The organism is Clostridium paraputrificum (assembly GCF_900447045.1).
Classification (GTDB): domain Bacteria; phylum Bacillota; class Clostridia; order Clostridiales; family Clostridiaceae; genus Clostridium; species Clostridium paraputrificum.
In genome coordinates this window covers 1203710-1222189 of the sequence record NZ_UAWH01000014.1, presented here as the reverse complement: position 1 = coordinate 1222189, position 18480 = coordinate 1203710, and the positions used below count along the sequence as shown (strand labels likewise).

Sequence of the window (18480 nt, the reverse complement as noted above, 5' to 3'; positions counted from 1 at the left end):
AGATTGCTGCTTGATATCCCTCCTATCATCCTTTTATTCAATTTCTGTTTGAGCGTAATTCTCAACACAACTTTAATATAAACCTGAGCTAGCCATCCAAAGAAATATTCTAAATTCCCTTAACAAAACTAAAACTTATATTATATATCGTTTACAACATTCCCCAAGTGTTCTACTAAAATATAATAAAAATTTAAGCCAGCTTTTAATAAACTGTTTAAACGTTTAACTCAAGGATATTAAAGCAACAAACTTGTCACATCTCTGCTTAAATAATTTAGAATAACAACTTATTTATTTCTTTGTGGACAACTATATCCTAATTCGAATTATATGCCTTCCCCTTAGGAGGAAGGTCAATAGAAATTTGATATTAATTTAACATTATTTTTATAAGTCCTTTTTTCTCAATTATCTTTTAAAATATGAAAAAGTGTATACTAAAAAATAACTTGATTTTTCAGTATACACTTTCATAATTTCTTTATTATTTATTTTTTTATTTTAAAAATTACTTCTGTCACAAATTTTTCTGGTACTTGCGTTGTCCAATAATCAGTTACATATCTTTCATAACATTCATCCTCACATGTATAACCATGCTTTTTAATCCATTCACTCATCTTTTTGTAAGTTTCATTTATAGTTTCATGTGGACCTATATGATAACAAGATACAACTGTACCGCCACCATATTCCACTTTTATCCCATCATCACACTTTAAAATTGTTTCTTGCATTATCCTCATCTTTTTACAATTACCATTCATCTTATCCTTAAAAGATGGATATGATATTATAACTGGTCCTGTTATTGCATTCTTCTTGCTTTCTATATAATTAGTAAATTCAATATTTATTATTGAATCCATATAATCATATTTAAAGTCTTGATCTAAGAAAATCATTTCTTTCTTTTCTATATATTTCACTCCAACTTGACAAGCATTACATTCCATTATCCCCTCAGCCTCTAGAATAAGCTTGTACCAATCATTTACTGATCTTAACTTTAATTCAAGTTCACTTTGTAATGATATTAATTCATCTATCTTTTTTCTGAAACCATTTTCAATTTTAAAGTAAGATGCCCCTCCAAGATATTCCCTCATCTCATCAAGTTTAAAACCACTTTGTTTATAATATTTTATTAAAGGCACCAACAAGAGATTTCTTTTACTATAGTATCTATATCCACTATCATCTGATATCTTATCTGGTGATAAAATCCCTATTTTATCATAATATCGCAAAGCTTTTTTCGTAATCTTACACATTTCTTCAACTTTACCTATAGAGTACATATCATTTTCCATAAATAAGCCTCCAACTTTTATATTCTCCCCAATTTATTTATAAAAATGATCTATTATATTTATTTTTTATATCTTTCCCCAAAGAAAAAAACCACCATCTGGTGGTTTAATTTACTTTAGTTTATCTATTATATTAGATAAATCTTCTCTAGTAACAGCCCTAGGATTTGCTTCTGTGCATACATCCTTTAACGCAGCCTTTAAAATCTCTTCCATAGATTCTTCTAATAGCCCAATATCTACTCCTTGCTTAGTAAGTGTAGTTGGAATCATAAGATTCTTTTGAAGTTCTTCAATCTTCCTAATTAAATTATTAACTCCAATATGGACATTAGGTGCATGAAGTTTCAAAAGCTTTGCTAATCTCTGATACTTCTTAGCTGCTAAACTATAATCCTTATTGTATAAACCACCATTTAAATTTGCATTAAATTTTATTATATGAGGCAATATTATAGCATTGCTTCTTCCATGTGGGATATGCAATTTACCCCCTATAGCATGAGCTAAACTATGTGTAATACCAAGACCTGCTGCATTAAAAGCAATCCCTGCTAGACAAGAAGCATTATGAAGTTTTTCTCTAGCTAATAAATTATTACCATCTTCATATGCTAATGGTAAAAATCTAACAGCAAGAGTTAATGCTTTTTCAGCTAAAGCATCTGAAAAATCAGTAGCTCCATTAGCTACATAAGCTTCAATGGCATGAGTAATTACATCCATTCCTGTATCTGCAGTTATACTTTTAGGAACTGATTTAACAAGTTCCGGGTCTAATATAGCCACATTAGGCAACAATGACTCACTTGTTAAAGCATATTTTATCCCCTCTTGTTTATTAGTAATTACAGCATACTCTGTAACTTCCGAACCTGTCCCACTAGTTGTTGGAATTGCGTAAAATTCTTCTATTTTTTGTATACCGTCATTTAAATTATTATAATACTCTTTTATTGATTTTGCTGCATCAATAGCTGAACCGCCACCTAATGCAATAATTACTTCTGCATTGCATGCTTTAAGAGCTTGAATTCCTGATGCAATAATTTCTACTGCTGGGTCTGGAACAACATCACTGAATATGAATACTTCACAATTAGATAGTTCTTTTGAAACCTTTTCAACCATCCCTGAAGTTTCCATAAACTTATCGCATACAATTAAAACTTTCTTATTTTTAATATCATTGAGCTTATTTAATGATCCCTTACCAAAATAAACTCTTGTACGAATACCAAATTCATTCATTTTATTTTCTCCTTATTGAAAAGTTAAATAAAATAAATAATTTAGTTATTCTATTATTTAAGATTAGATTTGTGACAAGTTATATTTCTTTACTTTCCTAATTATATCATAATATATATTATATTCAAGATTCTTACTTAACTAATATTGACAAAATATTCCCTTTTTCTCTGTACTTATTAGCATTATATATAATAAAATTCAACTAATCATAAAAGAAAAAATGTATTTTTCTTTTAATTTATCATAAATTATATTATACTTTTCTAGTTTCTAATATTCTAACTACATTTTCAGCTGATATCTCTAGATTATCTTTCCCTTTGCTTAATGCTTCATCTAAAGAAATTACCCCTGGGGTTATTCCTATTACAGAATCTATTCCTAATGAATATAATTCATCTATTCCTTCCCCAATTCTTCCCCCAAAAGCTATTACAGGAATGTTATACTTTTTAGCTATTTTAGCTACTCCTATAGGGGTTTTTCCAAACTTAGTTTGAAAATCTATACTTCCTTCCCCTGTAAATACAAAATCTGCTTTTCTTACTTTATCTTCCAAATTAGAATGCTTAATTACTAAATCTATTCCTGATTCTAGTTTTCCATTACAAAAACCTATTAAAGCTGCACCAAGTCCTCCTGCTGCACCTGCACCTTCAACCTTATCAATTTCTTTTCCCATATCTCTTTTTACTACTTCTGCATAATGTTTTAAGTTACTATCTAACTCCTCTAATGTTTCTTTATTTCCACCCTTTTGAGCCCCAAATACAAAGCTTGCACCATTCTCTCCTGTTAATGGATTCTTTACATCACAAGCTACTTCTATTTTTACATCATAAATTCTTTTATCAAAACCACTTAAATCTATTGTACATAAATCTTTTAAGACGCCACCACCAAATGCTATCTCTTTTCCATCACTGTCCTTAAAACTTGCCCCTAATGCCTGAAGCATACCAACTCCACCATCATTAGTTGCACTGCCACCTAAGCCTATAATTATTCTTTCTATATTCATATCTAAAGCATATTTTATAAGTTCACCAGTTCCAAAGGTAGTAGTAAGGAGTGGATTTCTATCCTCTAATTTAACTAAGTGAATTCCACTAGCTTCTGCCATTTCTATTACAGCAGTCTTTCCATCACCTAATATTCCAAACTTTGCTTTCACCTTATTTCCTAGTGGAGCTGTTACTTCTACTTCATGCAAATTTCCATTGGTAGATTCTATTAAAGCATCTACTGTACCTTCACCACCATCTGCCATAGGAACATGTATACAGGTAGCATCTTTAAAAACTTTTCTTATTCCATTTTCCATAGATATACAAGCTTCCTTAGCTGTCATACTCTCCTTAAATGAATCTGGTGCTAAAATAAATTTCATATCATTCACCTCTAAATAAAATTATTGTAACTCTCTTAACCTTAGCTAAGAGAGTTACTAACCTTTTATACTAATTCAAAGTATATATTATCTACTTTATTTTTACTACAATTTACTTTGCTAAAATCTTCTATATCCTCTAGTATATCTTCCTTAAGATTAACCTTCTTAAACTTGCTTCCTTTAATGCTAAAATGAACCTTCTTTTCTGAAGCTGTTCCATTGAAATATCTAAGAACTAACCCCTTTTTATTTTCAGCCTTCTTTAATACACTTAAAGTCACATTATCATTCTCTTCTTTTAATAGAGAATAATTATATGGAACTTCAAAGTCTACAGAATTTAGTTTCATAGCATTGTGAGGCATTTTATTGTAAGTATACACTGGAGTTAAGTACTCTTTTGCAACTCTTGATACCTTATCTTCCCTAGATACATATGGATATATTCCAAAGTCTAAGCTTACTTTTCCAAGCATTTGTGAGTCAGGAGTTTCTAATTTTATTCCTGATGGTCTTCCAGGTCTTCTATACATTTCTTCTTTACCAAGGAAGCCTACCCCTCTAAATAAAGTTATAGCTATTGTATCATAATCTTCTCCAATTATTTCATACTCTCTAGTACTATTAGTTAAGACAGCCATTCCTCTTTCTTCATTCTTTAAAGTTACAAATGAAAGCATTGGATAAATAGAATCTGGTCTTTCATCCCAGTTTTCCTCTTCCCATACATCCATAGCACTATCATATACATCTCTTTTTATAACACCAAATTGATTATCAGAGAATGAGAAATTAGATTTTATTCCAGTTGGAATGTATGCTCTTACTCTATGATCTTTTGCTCTATTATCTATATCAATCTTAACATTTAAATATGGGCTACAATTATCAACCTTAACAATTATTGATATATCCATAGAACCATCAATTTTCTTTTTCTTTCTGCTATCTAAATCCTTTGGTACATATAAAGTATAGTTAATAGCTATCTCACTACTATTTTCATAAGTGCTTATATTATAGTTACACTTAATTAAATCACTCTTAACAATAAAATCATCCTCTAATGGTGAGAAATCATATTCATCTCCGTCATCTGCACCATCTTCTATTAAAAGTACATTTTCATATAATGTGTTTGTATCTTTATGTAGTATGTTTAATGACCCGTTTTCATTTACGGTTATATTAAAATACTTATTTTCAATCTTATCTGTTTTCTTGCCTTCTTCAGAGTTTATAACTCCTTCTGCTCCTTTAATTAAGTAAGTCTTATATCCCATTGAAGGAATAACATCCTTTAATTCAATAGTATATCTTACAAAAGGATCATAGTTTCCATAGTGAACAATTTGTCTATCAATTAACCCTGCATCAACTACTTCTTTATTTATAACTTGGAAATCATATTCTTCTCCATCATCACTAACAAGGTTGAAGTTTTTCATCTTTGTAATGATTTCACCTTTAACTACAGCTTCTCTTTCATATGGAAGAAGGTTAAATGCTGTTAATTTATCTAATGCTATCTCTTTGCTCATAGCATCAACTATAACTCTCATATAGAAATCTATTAATCTATCTACCTTTTCTTCAGCTAAGAAAAATCTATTCATTATCTCTTTATGAACCTTATCAGAACAACAACATCCTATAGAGTCATGAGCATGGTTTTTCATTATCTCTTTCCAAATAAGCTCAATTAACCCTGAATGATATTCAAAACCTAATGAATAAGCAAGTGAAGCTAAAGGTTCTAATATATTAGTTATTTTATTTTCTATCCTTGTATTAGTAGCCTTAATATCCATTCTTGTTGAGAAGATACTTCTATGAACTCTCATATACTTTCCATCTAAGAATTCCCCTCTTAATGTTGGTAAATTCTTTTCTTTTTCTAGTTCTTCAAATACCTTTTCATATCTGCTTAAGAAGAAATCTCTTTCTGGATATAATTCCTTTAACTTTTCTAATATCTCAAATATATTCTTTTGTACAGGCATTTGATCATGACCATTTGGAAGTATGATATTTTCTGTTGTAGCTCCCTTATCAAGTACAGGGAAATACTTATCCATTCTCTTCTTAAGATCATCCATATTACTTGGCAAATACTTTCCTATTGCATATCCTAATGGGAATAATTGAGTTAATACCTTAGAATCCCCTTCACCTTCCCAGTAAAATTCAGTTTTATCTGTTCCCATTCTTTCAGAGACACCTCTCCAGAATATAGAACGATTTATTCCAAATCCATTTAATATTTGTGGCATTTGAGCAGATTGTCCAAAAGAGTCTGGAAGATATCCTATCATCATAGCATCACCAAATTCTTCACAATCCTTTAATCCATATAGTAAATTTCTAGTTATAGATTCTCCACCTACAACCATTTCATCTGTTTGAGTATACCAAGGCCCTATTATTAATCTGCCTTCTTTAACTAATTTCTTTACTCTTTCCTTATTTTCTGGCTTTGCCGCAAAATAATCTTCTAATATAGCTGTTTGTCCATCCAATACATAATTATGGTAGTTAGGATTGTTTTCTAACATATCCATTATTTCTTCCATATTATTAACTAAAAGAATTCTTGATTCTTCCGTTGTAAAATACCATTCTCTATCCCAATGCATATGGGGCACAACATGAACTTTTTTACTCATCTATTACACCTCTTACTTCGATTTAACTTTATATTTTTCCATGATATAGCTTTGCGAGAGGAAATTCCTCTCGCAAAATATTATTTTAAAAGTCCTTGCTTTTTAAGTTTCATTTTTCTTGTTATTACTAATAATATTGCTGATATAATTGCTCCAAGTATTGCTGCTCCAAGCCATACAGTTATATTCATTAACATAGTTGAACCATCTTTAAGCATGAATATTGAGAATATACCTGCTCCTGGAACATCAAGTCCTATGTTAAACATTGCTACTAAAGCACCAGTTACTGCTGAACCTGCACATAATGAAGGAATTACTCTTAATGGGTCTTCTATCATAAATGGAATAGCACCTTCTGTAATACCTGCTAGTCCTAAAATCCAAGTTGACTTACCTATTTCTTGTTCTTCTTTATTGAAATACTTCTTAGCTAATAAAGTAGCAAATGTTACACCAAATGCTGAAACCATTTTTACTGATGCGAAAGCTGCATATGGCATTATAATTCCATCAGTCATTGCACCTACACAGAAAGTATAAGCTGCTTTATTAACAGGACCACCAAGGTCAAATGATACCATGATACCAAGTACTGCACCTAAAAGTGCTGCATTTGTTCCACTCATAGAACCTAACCAATCAATTAGTCCTTGGTTTAATGCTGCTACAGGTTTACCAACTACAAAGAACATAAGTGTTGAAACTAATAATGTACCAAATACAGGGTATACCCAGAAACTAACGAATCCTGCTAATGTACCTTTTGCTGGTATATACTTCTTAAATAATTTAATTGTATAACCTGCTAGGAAACCTCCAAGCATACCACCTAAGAATCCACCATTTATCATATTAGCTGCTATACCAGCTGCAAAACCTGGTGCTAAACCTGGCTTATCAGCAATTGAGTATGACATGTATGCAGATAATACAGGAACCATTATTGTTCCAAGTAAGTTACCACCTAGCTTACGATACATCCAAATCCATGAACCATCTGTTTCATATAATTCTTGTAATCCAAAACCTTGAGATACTAATACTGCAAAAGCTAGAATCATACCTCCTGCAACTATTAAAGGAATTATATGAGATATACCTGTAAGAATTGACTTCTTAGCCTCTTCTCTAAATGAAACTTTTTCTTCATCATCAGAAGTTTCTACATATTCTCCTTTTCCTTTATTTTCTGCTGCCTTAAGTGCTTTTTCTATAAGTCCCTTTGCATCCTTTAAAGGAGTAGCAACCTTAGCTCTTACTGTAGGTAAATGTGAATATCTTTCTTCATTTTTTACAGCTACATCTACTGCAAATATAGCAGCATCTGCATTCTTTAATTGTTCTTTTGTATGTTTATCTTCTATACCGTTAGCTCCTTGTTTTTCAACATAAACAGCTACTCCCATTTCTTTACCTGCATTAACTAAAGCTTCTGCAGCCATATATGTATGAGCTATCCCTGCAGGACAAGCTGTTACAGCAACGATTGATTTTTCAAACTTACTTATATCTATATCTTCTTTTATAATTTCTTTATCTAAATTATTGTAAAGTTCTTTCTTGCTCTTTGAATTCTTAAGCAAATCTTTATAAGATGGATTTGCTATTCTTGTAGCAAGTTCTGCTAATAGTTGAATATGAGTTGAACCTGCCTCTTCAGTTGGTATAGCTAATAAGAATACTATTTCAACTTCATTATTCTCATCTATGCTTTCCCATTCTTTCATAGGTTTATTTAGAATTGCTACTGCAAATGATGCTTCTTTTACAGAACTAGATTTTCCATGGGGAACAGCTAGTCCACCTTCAAAACCTGTAGGAGAAAGTTTTTCTCTTTCTAATACATCCTTAAAAAATTCTTCTTTAGATGTAATCTTTCCCTCTTCATATAATTTTCCAACTAGGTGTTTAATAACATCTTCTTTCTTGTTTAAATCTAGACCAATTGAAATAAGTTTCTCATTTGTTAGACTTCTTAAATTCATTTCTATTCCTCCTATTCATATTCAACAAATCCGATTTGCTTAACGTTTACAAGTATATATTATCAAAAAAAAATAAGAAGATTTAATTCTTCTTATTTTTACACAAATATTTCTTTTTATTTTACACATTGTGTATTTATACACAATTATAATCTTTCCATAAGGCTTCATTAATGATTCTTATAATAAGCATTATTCCTATTCTATCTGGAGCATTATATTTATGTATCTCTACCCTAGGTGCCCAGAAGAAAATATTTATATCAGCAATATCCATAAGTGAATTCTTATTAAAGTGAGTCATGCTAACTATGCTTGCATTTCTTTCTTTTGCAATTTTGCACACATCTAATATCTGCTTGCTTTCACCACTTACACTTATAGCAATAAACAAATCCTTATCATCACAATTTTCTGCAGCATACATCATATCGTGTCTATGGTTAAAATACTCAGCTTTTATTCCAATGCATCTTATATTCTTTGCAAACATCTCACAAAAATATATTGAATCCCCTATTCCTACGAAGTATACATTTTTAGCTTCTTTTATTTGGCTTACTAATTTATCAATTATTTTATTATCTAAAATGTCTAAAGTTTTTTTAATTGTATCAGGAATTAATTCTAGATTTTTAAAGTTATCTCCTTTTAATTCACCAGTCTTTCCTTCAAGTTCTGCACGTAATGAAAACTTTAAATCTGAAAAGCCTTTATAACCTAGCTTCTTAGATAATCTTACTATAGTATTAGGTACAGTAAATAAATCTTCAGCTACTTTCTGGACAGATTGATTTACAAATCTACTATAATCTTCTCGTATATAATCCACCACTTGGTCATCTGTATCCGTTAATCTCAACTCATTTAATAAAACTCTCTCCTCAAAGTTCATGTTCCCACTCCTACTTTTTTCTCTTGTTCACTACTTTGAGAATAGCATTTTTACTTAGCTTTCGCAAGGTTCATAGATATTTATCTCTGTCCTTATATTTTTTTATTTCAAAATATCATTGTAACTCTGAATTATAATATATGAGAAGAATATTTTGCTTATATTTTCTTTTTGAAGTCCTCTTAAAGAGAACTGTCTAAGCCAGCTTATTTACTGCATATTTATATATTTATATATTTATATATTTATATATTTGTTTCTTTATATATTTTTATATTTAAACAAAACAATTATATGGAATTATAATCCATAACTCATTTATAATAAATTTATAAGGTGTGGTAGATATTTAAAAAGAAGAGTGGAGGTTCTCTTAAATGAAATGTTTAAAATGTAATTCAGATGAAATTAAAGTAGTAAAGGCTCCCCCAGTTCAAATGCAAAAGTGTATTATGCCTAAATTATTAAATCCTTATTATTTATATTTGCTGTAAGTGTGGTTACACTGAAATATGGATAAATTCTAAAGAAGAATTAAACTACTTGACGTAATTGAATAGATATTTATTTTTCTTGTTACGTCACAAGCTCCAAGTCACACCAAAATAAATATACATTTCCCTTCCTACTTAAGGTAAGAAAATTATAAAATTATTATCTTTGTCCTTATAATTTTTTTATTTTAAAATGTCGTCGTAACTCTAGATTGTAACCTATTAGAATTGCAATATATGATACACAAACAGAGATAAAATGTAATATAATATATATATTGTAAAAAACAACTTATTCAACGAAAGGGGAATAATTATTTGAAAAAGAAAATTGCATATATAATATTATTTATAATTTTAATTTGTGAACTTATTGCTTATAAATATCAATATTACTTTATAAACTCTTTTTATTACTTATTTATTAATTCAACTATATTCCTAATATTCTTAAAACTAATAAATAATAAAACCTTTACCAAAGTGGGTGTTATGTTAATAATATTAACGATTCTTTGTTCTGTAGCTCTGAATAATCCTACATATAATTACATTGTACAAAATGATAAGTTAAATTATTCACTAATTGTAACAGAAACTTCATCATTTAATGGTAAATTTCAGTATAGCTTTTTTGAAAAACATTTTCATTTTTTTAAAAAGCCTATACCAAAAGCTTATTTTGTGTCGTCATATAAAATTAATATAGATAAGGATATTCAGTGGTTAGATAAAAATACAATTCAAATTAAATCTGGTCAAGATTTAATTAATAATTTAACACTAAACTTAAACTAAAATTCTATGTTTATTTTCTAAAAATAAAAGGTTGAAGAAAACTTCAACCTTTTATTAGCTTTATGACCTTTAAACAACAACATATTTCATGTTGTTGTTTTATATGTGTTAGTCCCTTTATATATCCATATATTTATCATAAAACTCTTTATATACTCTATACTTGTGAGTGTTTTTAGTATGATCTAATGCTTTTGTTGAAAGCTCCTTCCAATCTAATGAATAGACATTTTTTAAATCCTTCACCTCATTCATTTCTTGGGCTAAATTGTCATTATCATATGGATATAAGAAAACCACATAATCTTTATCCCCTTTTATATATGAAACATTTCTATATAACTGATAATTAGAATAGAACTTGTCCTTATCATTAACTAATTCTTTTAAATGCATGCTTTCCCCTAACTGCTTCATATAAACATCAGTAAATTTGTGTTCATATTTTTCAGGTAGCTTATTAGTTTCTTTACTTTTGCTAATTTTTCCAAAGCCTTGCTCAGTATACTTAACTTCAAAATATATTTTTTCTCCAGTTATAAGCTCTATAAAGAAATCAAAGGTTGTCCCATCCTTTCCTTTTGGAGCTCCATATTCAAATTTTGAAAATATTATCTTTGTGTGATCTGGAATATTAATCTTTAAAGTATCTTTTAAAATATCAATTAGTAAATTATCTTTCATTATTGGCTCAAAAAAGTTTATACACATAATTTGAGATGAATTTAAGTGGTGTGAATGCATGTGATAATGTATATCCTTAGGTTGATTAACTCCTAAAAGAAAATTTAATGGTCTAAATCCACTTGGTAATATGTGTCCATATTCCTTATTTTGATAAAGCCCATTTTTTACACAACCTAAGGAGTTTAACTTGTACTCTTCTAAGTGATTTAATACTTTTTCTTTATAATCTTGATATCTCATAACATCCCCTCTTTCTTAAAGCATAATTCATTGCCTACTTATATCATAACACTTTTTGTAAACGAAATCATCACTGTTTAAATTTAAAATCCATGACTATTTAGCCATGGATTTTTTTATCTATTTATACATTGCTTCAACTACTTTAGAATTATACTTTTGTATGCTTTCATATATGAAGCCATTTACATTATTTATATCATCTTGAGTAGGATTATTTGCCTTGTCAGAAAGTTTATATTGATATTTTAATCTTAAAATTCTTCTAACACTTTCATCTATCCTATTTTCATCAATCTTTCCATCATTAACTCCTTGAACTACAGCATTATATACTTTTTGTTGATTTTCTATTGTATGGCAAACTAATAAAATATCTGCACCTGCCTCAACTGATTTTATTGCAGCTTCTCCTAAATCCCAGTTCTTACTTATAGCTTGCATTTCAAGATCATCAGTAATAATAACTCCTTTATAACCCATTTCATCACGTAACAAGTCTGTTAGTATCTTTTTAGACATAGTTGCTGGGTACTCTTTATCAATTTGTGGAAGCATAATATGTGCTGTCATTACCATGTCTACTCCATTATTTATGGCTGTTTGAAAAGGAACAAGTTCTGTACTTTTTAATCTATTTAAATCATGATTCAATGATGGTAGACCTAAATGAGAATCCACCTCCGTATCTCCATGTCCCGGAAAATGTTTTACTGTTGGGATTACCCCTTCATTTTGTATTGCTTTTAGTTCATTAATACCAAACTCTGTTACCTTTTCCTTTGTTGAGCCATAAGATCTTACCCCTATAATTGGATTATTTTTATTAGTATTAATATCTAAAACAGTACCAAAATCCGTATTTATTCCTAATAGCTTTAATTTTTTAGCAGTACCAGCTCCTATTCCAGTTGCTAAACTTGAATCATTTGTATTTCCTAACTCTCCTTTAGAAGGTGTTCTCATTAACTCCTGAGGCAATTGTGACATACTTCCTCCTTCTTCATCAAACCCAATAAATAAAGGTATATCACTATTTTGTCTGTTAGCTTTTTTAATTGAATTTACATACTTAACATTATTATCTAAACTACTTCCCCAAAAGTTTCTATGACCATATAAAATAATGCCTCCTGCATGTTGATCTTCAAATAAATTTACTACTTTATCATCTACATTCGTCCCATTAACTCCGTAGAACATCATTTGTCCTACTTTCTCTTCTAATGTCATTGTACTTATTTTATCTTCTACTTTTTTGTTAATACTTTCATTTTTCCCTGTTAAAATAGTAGCGGAACTAGCTGTAACTCCACCAATCATTGTAAGAGTAAGAGCTGCTGAAATTAATAATTTTCTCATAAATCTTCCCCCTAATCTTTATTTAATTAGTTTTTATTATCATTTTTTATTATTCCCCTCCTCCACTTTTAATTATAGATTTTAATTATCTCAATATAATCACATTAATAACTTTAAATATAACTATTTAGTTACAATTAAAGAGATAAATAAAAAAACAAGGTTATATACCTAACCTTGTTTCTTACTATTTTATATTTTTAAAACGCTAATATCTGATATAAAATCATTACTTTGCATAAAGAATGACATTAAGCAAGCACCATTAGCACATGTTTCCTTAACTAAATTTATATTATATTTTGAAATTCCACCTATGGCATAAACAGGTACATCAACGCCTCTACAGATATTCTCTAAAAAGGCTAGTCCCATTGGTTCTAAGTCCTTTTTGCAGTCTGTTTGAAATATATGACCTGCTGTAATATAAGTTGCTCCAAGGGTTACTGCTCTTTCCCCTTCCTCTAGTGAATGAATAGATACTCCTACCTTTTCAAAGTTCTTAACTTCATTATGGTGTTTTTCTAACATTGGAAGGGATAGATGAATCTTGTTATGATTTAACCTTTTAGCTACGCCTACAAAATTATGAAGAACACACTCCTTATTGTACTTTTCACATATTCTAAGTACATTCTTAGCTAAAACATAATACTCATCTTCACTAAGGTCCTTTTCCCTTAAAATAATTGAATCCACCTCTGATTTTGCCAAAGTTTCAATTTGTTCTAAAAAATCAATATGGCATAACTTCCTATTGGTAACAGCAATTATCTTAAACATATAAATAATCACTCATTACAGGCTGTAGACCTTTTTCAACTATTGCATTATAAACCTCATCTACAGTACGTCCATCTGATATTTCAAATTGTTCATCACCCTTATTTTCTCCTGTGTGGCCTCCAATTCCAACATCAACTCCAGCAGAAATCTTAGTTGCTGCAATATCTATAATATTATCTCTAAACCTTGCACACTCCCTACTTGAAATTGTTATATTTGCTGAAGGAATAAGCAATCTATAGGCAGTTATTATTTGTAATAATTGAGGCTCATGTACATCCTTAGGGTTAATTTTATGGTTATTAATTATTGGACGTAACCTTGGACATGAAAAAGCAATTTCAGCATGAGGATACTTTCTTTGAAGCATATATGCATGCATTCCTGTTGCAAAGGCATCCTTTCTAAAATCATCTAGCCCTAAAAGTGCTGCAAAACCAACTCCCCTTATTCCACCCATTATTGCACGTTCTTGCGCATTGAATCTATAAGGGAAAATTCTCTTATGACCTTCTAAATGTAAGGTTTCATATTTATCAGAATTATAAGTTTCTTGGAATACAGTAACAAAATCTGCACCACATTCATGAAGATAAGCATAATCCTCAGAGTTCATTGGATAAACCTCTAGCCCTATTACCTTAAAGTACTTACGTGCTATTTTACAAGCCTCTCCTATATATTTAACATCAGACATTCTTGGACTTTCACCAGTTAAAATTAGGATTTCTTCAAGTCCTGTATCTGCAATTATTTTCATTTCATTTTCTATTTCTTCTGCATTTAATTTAGCACGATGAATTTTATTGTAACAGTTGAAGCCACAGTAAATACAGTAATTCTCACAATAATTAGATATATAAAGAGGAGTAAACATATATATTGAATTTCCAAAGTGCTTTTTTGTTTCTATTTGTGCTTTTCTTGCCATTTCCTCTAAAAATGGAAAGGCAGCTGGAGATAGTAATGCCTTAAAATCATCTAAATTAATGCTATCCTTATTTAAAGCTCTTTTTACATCCTCTTCAGTATATGAATTATAGTCATAGGAATTCATTTCAGATATTACTTTATCAAAAATATCATGTTCTATTATTTCCATTCCAGGGGTATATTCCATATGATTTGTTCTTTCTATCATGTTAATCCCCTCCTACTTTTCTAAAAATCCTGTTAATGGAGATGAAGCAGAAGCACCCTTATGTAAAACACGCCCAAGACCAGCTATATATGCTTCACGTCCTGCTTCAATTGCTTTCTTAAAACTTTGTGCCATTAATGGTATATTGCCTGAAGTTGCTATTGCAGTATTAGCCATAATTGCATCTACCCCTAATTCCATAGCCTCACAAGCTTGAGAAGGTGAACCTATTCCTGCATCAACTATTATAGGTAAATCTATTTCTTCTACTAAAATTTTAATAAATTCCTTTGTACATAATCCCTTGTTTGACCCAATTGGTGCTGCAAGTGGCATTATTGCTGAAGCTCCAGCATTCACTAAATCCCTTGCTACATTTAAATCTGGATACATGTAAGGCATAACTACAAAGCCTTCTTTAGCTAAGATCTCTGTAGCCTTTATTGTTTCATAATTATCTGGAAGCAGGTATCTACTATCTCTTATAACTTCAATCTTTACAAAATTTCCACAACCTAGCTCCCTTGCAAGCCTTGCTATTCTTACTGCTTCTTCAGCATTTCTTGCACCAGATGTATTAGGTAATAAAGTTACTCCCTTAGGAATGTAATCTAAAATATTATCTTTTCCACCATCATTAACACGTCTTAAGGCAAGAGTTATTATTTCTGCTCCAGCATTTTCAACAGCTGCTTTAATTAAATCAAGAGAGTATTTTCCTGAACCTAAAATAAATCTTGAATTAAACTCATGTCCACCTATAATTAATTTATCATCTCTATTTTCCATTTAACCTACACATCCTTTTCCTCTAAAATTAATCTTAAAATCATATTAGCCTGATGGCCAGCACATATACTTACGCGTGGTGCCATTAAGCCTCTACCAATCCTTGCTGATGTTTCTCCATCTCCACAAAGATAAAAATCATTGGTTATTTTTCTTGTTTTTATTGTGTTACTACTTTCAAATCCAGCCATACCAGAGGATGCAACAACCTTTTTTCCTGGGAAATATTGTAAAACACCATTGACTAACAAAGCTTTTCCTTCTGGATTATCAAAGGCCTCACATACTATATCATCATCTTTAAAAAGACTTTCTAAGTTTTCTTCTGTTACCTTAACACTATCTACTATTACTTCCACAAAAGGATTTATTTCTGATATTTCCTTCTTTAAAGCCTCTGTTTTAAACATTCCCAAATGCGATATTTTATACTGCTGCCTATTTAAATTGCTGGGTTCAACTATATCAAAATCAATTAAATGTAAGGTTCCAACTCCAGTTCTAGCTAAACTTATTGCTATATTAGACCCTAAACCACCAAGTCCTGCAACTGCTACCCTAGCTATCTTTACTTTTTCATGAACCTTTGGAGTATGCCTTGCACAAAGCATATGCTCAAAAACTTCTTTTGAAGGAAGCTTTCCCTTTTCAATAAATGTTACTTCACTATTTTCATGTAATTCTACATCATCATTTGTAGCAAAACCTTCAATTATTGTTACTATATTATTCTTGGTTCCATAGTACTCTCTTTTTAGTTCATAAAGAGTTTTACAATTAGTATCTATAGCTTGTCCATTTAATACTATTTTCATCTTTAGCCCCCTCCTACAAAGGTTACAACTTCTAAGGTATCATTTTCTTTTAAAATAATACTTTGATAATCTTTTTTTCTTGCTATTTGTCCATTTAATTCAACAGCAATTCTAGTAATTTCATATCCCTCATTACATAGGAATTCACTTAAGGTCTTACCTTCATATCCATTAATAAGTTCACCATTTACCTTAATCATCTTATCCCTCCTTTTTTTTAAACTAAAAAAAGGTATCACGAAGGAATGACACCCTTGGTGGTGTCCCCCTTCGTGATACCTTGATCACTCTGTTAATATAATAACACACTTTGCATTCTATGTAAATATATCCATTATTTGATTATGTAGTTACTTTCCTCTATTGCTTTTACAGTATGATGCTTTTCAAAGTAATCTATTATAAGTTCACTCATCTCTTTTGTAATTTCCTTTACTACTTCTGCACCTTCATAAGATGGGTAAATTGAAGTATTAGTTGCACGATAGTTATTCATAACCACTGTATAATATTTATCTAACTCTATTTCTTTACCATCTTTCTTTATAGAAACAACTCTATCATAGAAATCCCTTGATAAATCTATTTCATAAGTTATTCCCCCAAAAGTATCATAGTTATAATTTTGCACCTTTGGAACTAAGAACTCTTCATTTATTTCTACCTTACCATCATTAACAACAAAGTAAGTAGCGCTCTTTTCCATTGCTTCCTTAAACTTATCTCCTCTTACCTTAAGAACCATCATTGTGTTAGGGTAAGGATAGTTAATTAGTACATCTCTAATGGAAACATTTTTTTTAAATCCAATGGCAGTATCAAATAGTGATAAAACAGAGAAATCAGCACCTGATTCTTCTAACTGTACTTGATGTAAGAAGTTTATAAAAGGATGCCCTTTTAATCTTCCTTCAAATATATCATCCATTAAAATGTCCTTATCAAACTCTCCAATTTCCTTATCTAAGTACTCTTGAAGTTCTCCTTCTACCTCTGTAAAAAGACTTTCTAAATCTGGATTAATATCATCAGTTAACTTACTAACATCCACTAATTCAAAAGTAGCTTCTTTTGTTTCTGTATCAAAAATTATCTTAGTAAAGTTTTGACCATTATTTAAAGGTTGAGTACAAACTACCCCTTTGATTTTAGTAGCGAAGGATCTATGTTGATGTCCACTTAAAATCATATTTATAGAGTCATAAGTTTCTAATAACTCACTTCCTTGATTTTCTTTATTTAACTTCTCAGTAGGAGTCATATTCTCATCTAAACTTTTTTCAAATCCGCCATGATAACAAACAATAATATAATCTGATTTTTCTTTTAGCTCTTTTTCATATTTTCCATATACCTCAACAGGATTTAAAAATTTAATTCCCTTAATGTTTTTTTCTTGCTCCCAGTTTGGTATAAATGAGGTTGTAAGACCTATACATCCTATTTTAAATCCATTAAAATCAAATATTTTATATGGTTTTGACTTAAATGCTAACCCTTCAATATTAGCATTAATAACTTTTTCTGAAATAGGAGTATAAGCTTTAGTTAAATAATCTAATCCATAGTTAAATTCATGATTACCAAGTACATAGGCATCATAACCTATTTTTTCTAAACATTGAACTATAGGATTCACCTCAGGATTCTTCTTTGATAAATAATGAGTTAGAGAAGAACCTTGAACTAAATCTCCGCAATCTATAGTTAATGAAGCATCATAATTTTTCTTATCCTTTAATATATAGCTTCCTATTTTAAGTATTCCTAATTGCTTTTCTGTTACATAATTAGTTGGATAAACAAATCCATGTAAATCGCTTGTTTGATATATAGCAATCTTCATAAAAACCTCC

The 18480-nt window shown here is 30.0% G+C and carries 15 protein-coding genes; 1 reads left to right on the top strand and 14 read right to left on the bottom strand.

The genetic code is table 11. From position 1 onward, the window contains the following. Positions 1–491: 491 nt before the first annotated feature. From DR024_RS10745 to DR024_RS10720, 6 genes are all read right to left on the bottom strand, one after another. Positions 492–1316, bottom strand: coding sequence for a MerR family transcriptional regulator (locus DR024_RS10745; RefSeq protein ID WP_027097963.1), 825 nt, complete (start codon positions 1314–1316; stop codon positions 492–494). A gap of 111 nt (positions 1317–1427) precedes the next feature. Next, complete coding sequence (locus tag DR024_RS10740) at positions 1428–2567, bottom strand: 1-propanol dehydrogenase PduQ (RefSeq protein WP_065254654.1); 1140 nt, start codon at positions 2565–2567, stop codon at positions 1428–1430. A gap of 256 nt (positions 2568–2823) precedes the next feature. After that, a complete protein-coding gene (locus DR024_RS10735; protein WP_111918772.1) occupies positions 2824–3960 on the bottom strand; it encodes a glycerate kinase in 1137 nt (378 codons plus the stop codon). A 65-nt stretch (positions 3961–4025) separates the two neighbouring features. Continuing rightward, on the bottom strand, positions 4026–6629 hold the full coding sequence (gene mngB, locus DR024_RS10730) for a mannosylglycerate hydrolase (protein ID WP_111918770.1): 2604 nt from the start codon (positions 6627–6629) through the stop codon (positions 4026–4028). Positions 6630–6709: 80 nt separating this feature from the next. Then, positions 6710–8617: a PTS 2-O-a-mannosyl-D-glycerate transporter subunit IIABC gene (mngA, locus tag DR024_RS10725; RefSeq protein WP_111918768.1), complete on the bottom strand. Its 1908-nt coding sequence runs from the start codon at positions 8615–8617 to the stop codon at positions 6710–6712. A 136-nt stretch (positions 8618–8753) separates the two neighbouring features. Beyond that, positions 8754–9512, bottom strand: a complete 759-nt coding sequence (locus DR024_RS10720; protein ID WP_111918766.1) for a MurR/RpiR family transcriptional regulator — start codon at positions 9510–9512, stop codon at positions 8754–8756. Positions 9513–10498: 986 nt separating this feature from the next. Here DR024_RS10720 and DR024_RS17560 point away from each other — a divergent pair. Beyond that, positions 10499–10804, top strand: a complete 306-nt coding sequence (locus DR024_RS17560) for a hypothetical protein (RefSeq protein ID WP_146742886.1) — start codon at positions 10499–10501, stop codon at positions 10802–10804. Positions 10805–10921: 117 nt separating this feature from the next. Here DR024_RS17560 and DR024_RS10710 read toward each other — a convergent pair whose 3' ends face one another. From DR024_RS10710 to DR024_RS10675, 8 genes are all read right to left on the bottom strand, one after another. Further along, on the bottom strand, positions 10922–11731 hold the full coding sequence (locus DR024_RS10710; protein ID WP_055183784.1) for a PGN_0703 family putative restriction endonuclease: 810 nt from the start codon (positions 11729–11731) through the stop codon (positions 10922–10924). Positions 11732–11851: 120 nt separating this feature from the next. Beyond that, positions 11852–13093: a glycoside hydrolase family 3 protein gene (locus tag DR024_RS10705; protein WP_055183783.1), complete on the bottom strand. Its 1242-nt coding sequence runs from the start codon at positions 13091–13093 to the stop codon at positions 11852–11854. Between the two features lie 192 nt (positions 13094–13285). Further along, entirely contained in the window at positions 13286–13876 is a 591-nt protein-coding gene (locus DR024_RS10700; RefSeq protein WP_172458939.1) for a thiamine phosphate synthase, read from the bottom strand. Continuing rightward, positions 13869–15020 (bottom strand): 2-iminoacetate synthase ThiH, encoded by a 1152-nt coding sequence (gene thiH / locus DR024_RS10695; RefSeq protein WP_065254664.1) that lies wholly within the window; start codon positions 15018–15020, stop codon positions 13869–13871. The genes DR024_RS10700 and thiH overlap by 8 nt, the downstream gene beginning before the upstream one ends. 12 nt (positions 15021–15032) lie before the next feature. Continuing rightward, on the bottom strand, positions 15033–15809 hold the full coding sequence (locus DR024_RS10690; RefSeq protein WP_099314210.1) for a thiazole synthase: 777 nt from the start codon (positions 15807–15809) through the stop codon (positions 15033–15035). Positions 15810–15814: 5 nt separating this feature from the next. Continuing rightward, entirely contained in the window at positions 15815–16624 is an 810-nt protein-coding gene (gene thiF, locus DR024_RS10685; protein ID WP_111918762.1) for a thiamine biosynthesis protein ThiF, read from the bottom strand. 2 nt (positions 16625–16626) lie between these two features. Next, positions 16627–16824, bottom strand: coding sequence for a sulfur carrier protein ThiS (gene thiS, locus DR024_RS10680; RefSeq protein ID WP_027097976.1), 198 nt, complete (start codon positions 16822–16824; stop codon positions 16627–16629). 134 nt (positions 16825–16958) lie between these two features. Beyond that, the gene (locus DR024_RS10675) at positions 16959–18470 is read right to left on the bottom strand and encodes a bifunctional metallophosphatase/5'-nucleotidase (protein WP_055183778.1); all 1512 of its coding nucleotides are present in this window, start codon (positions 18468–18470) and stop codon (positions 16959–16961) included. Between the last annotated feature and the right edge of the window lie 10 nt (positions 18471–18480).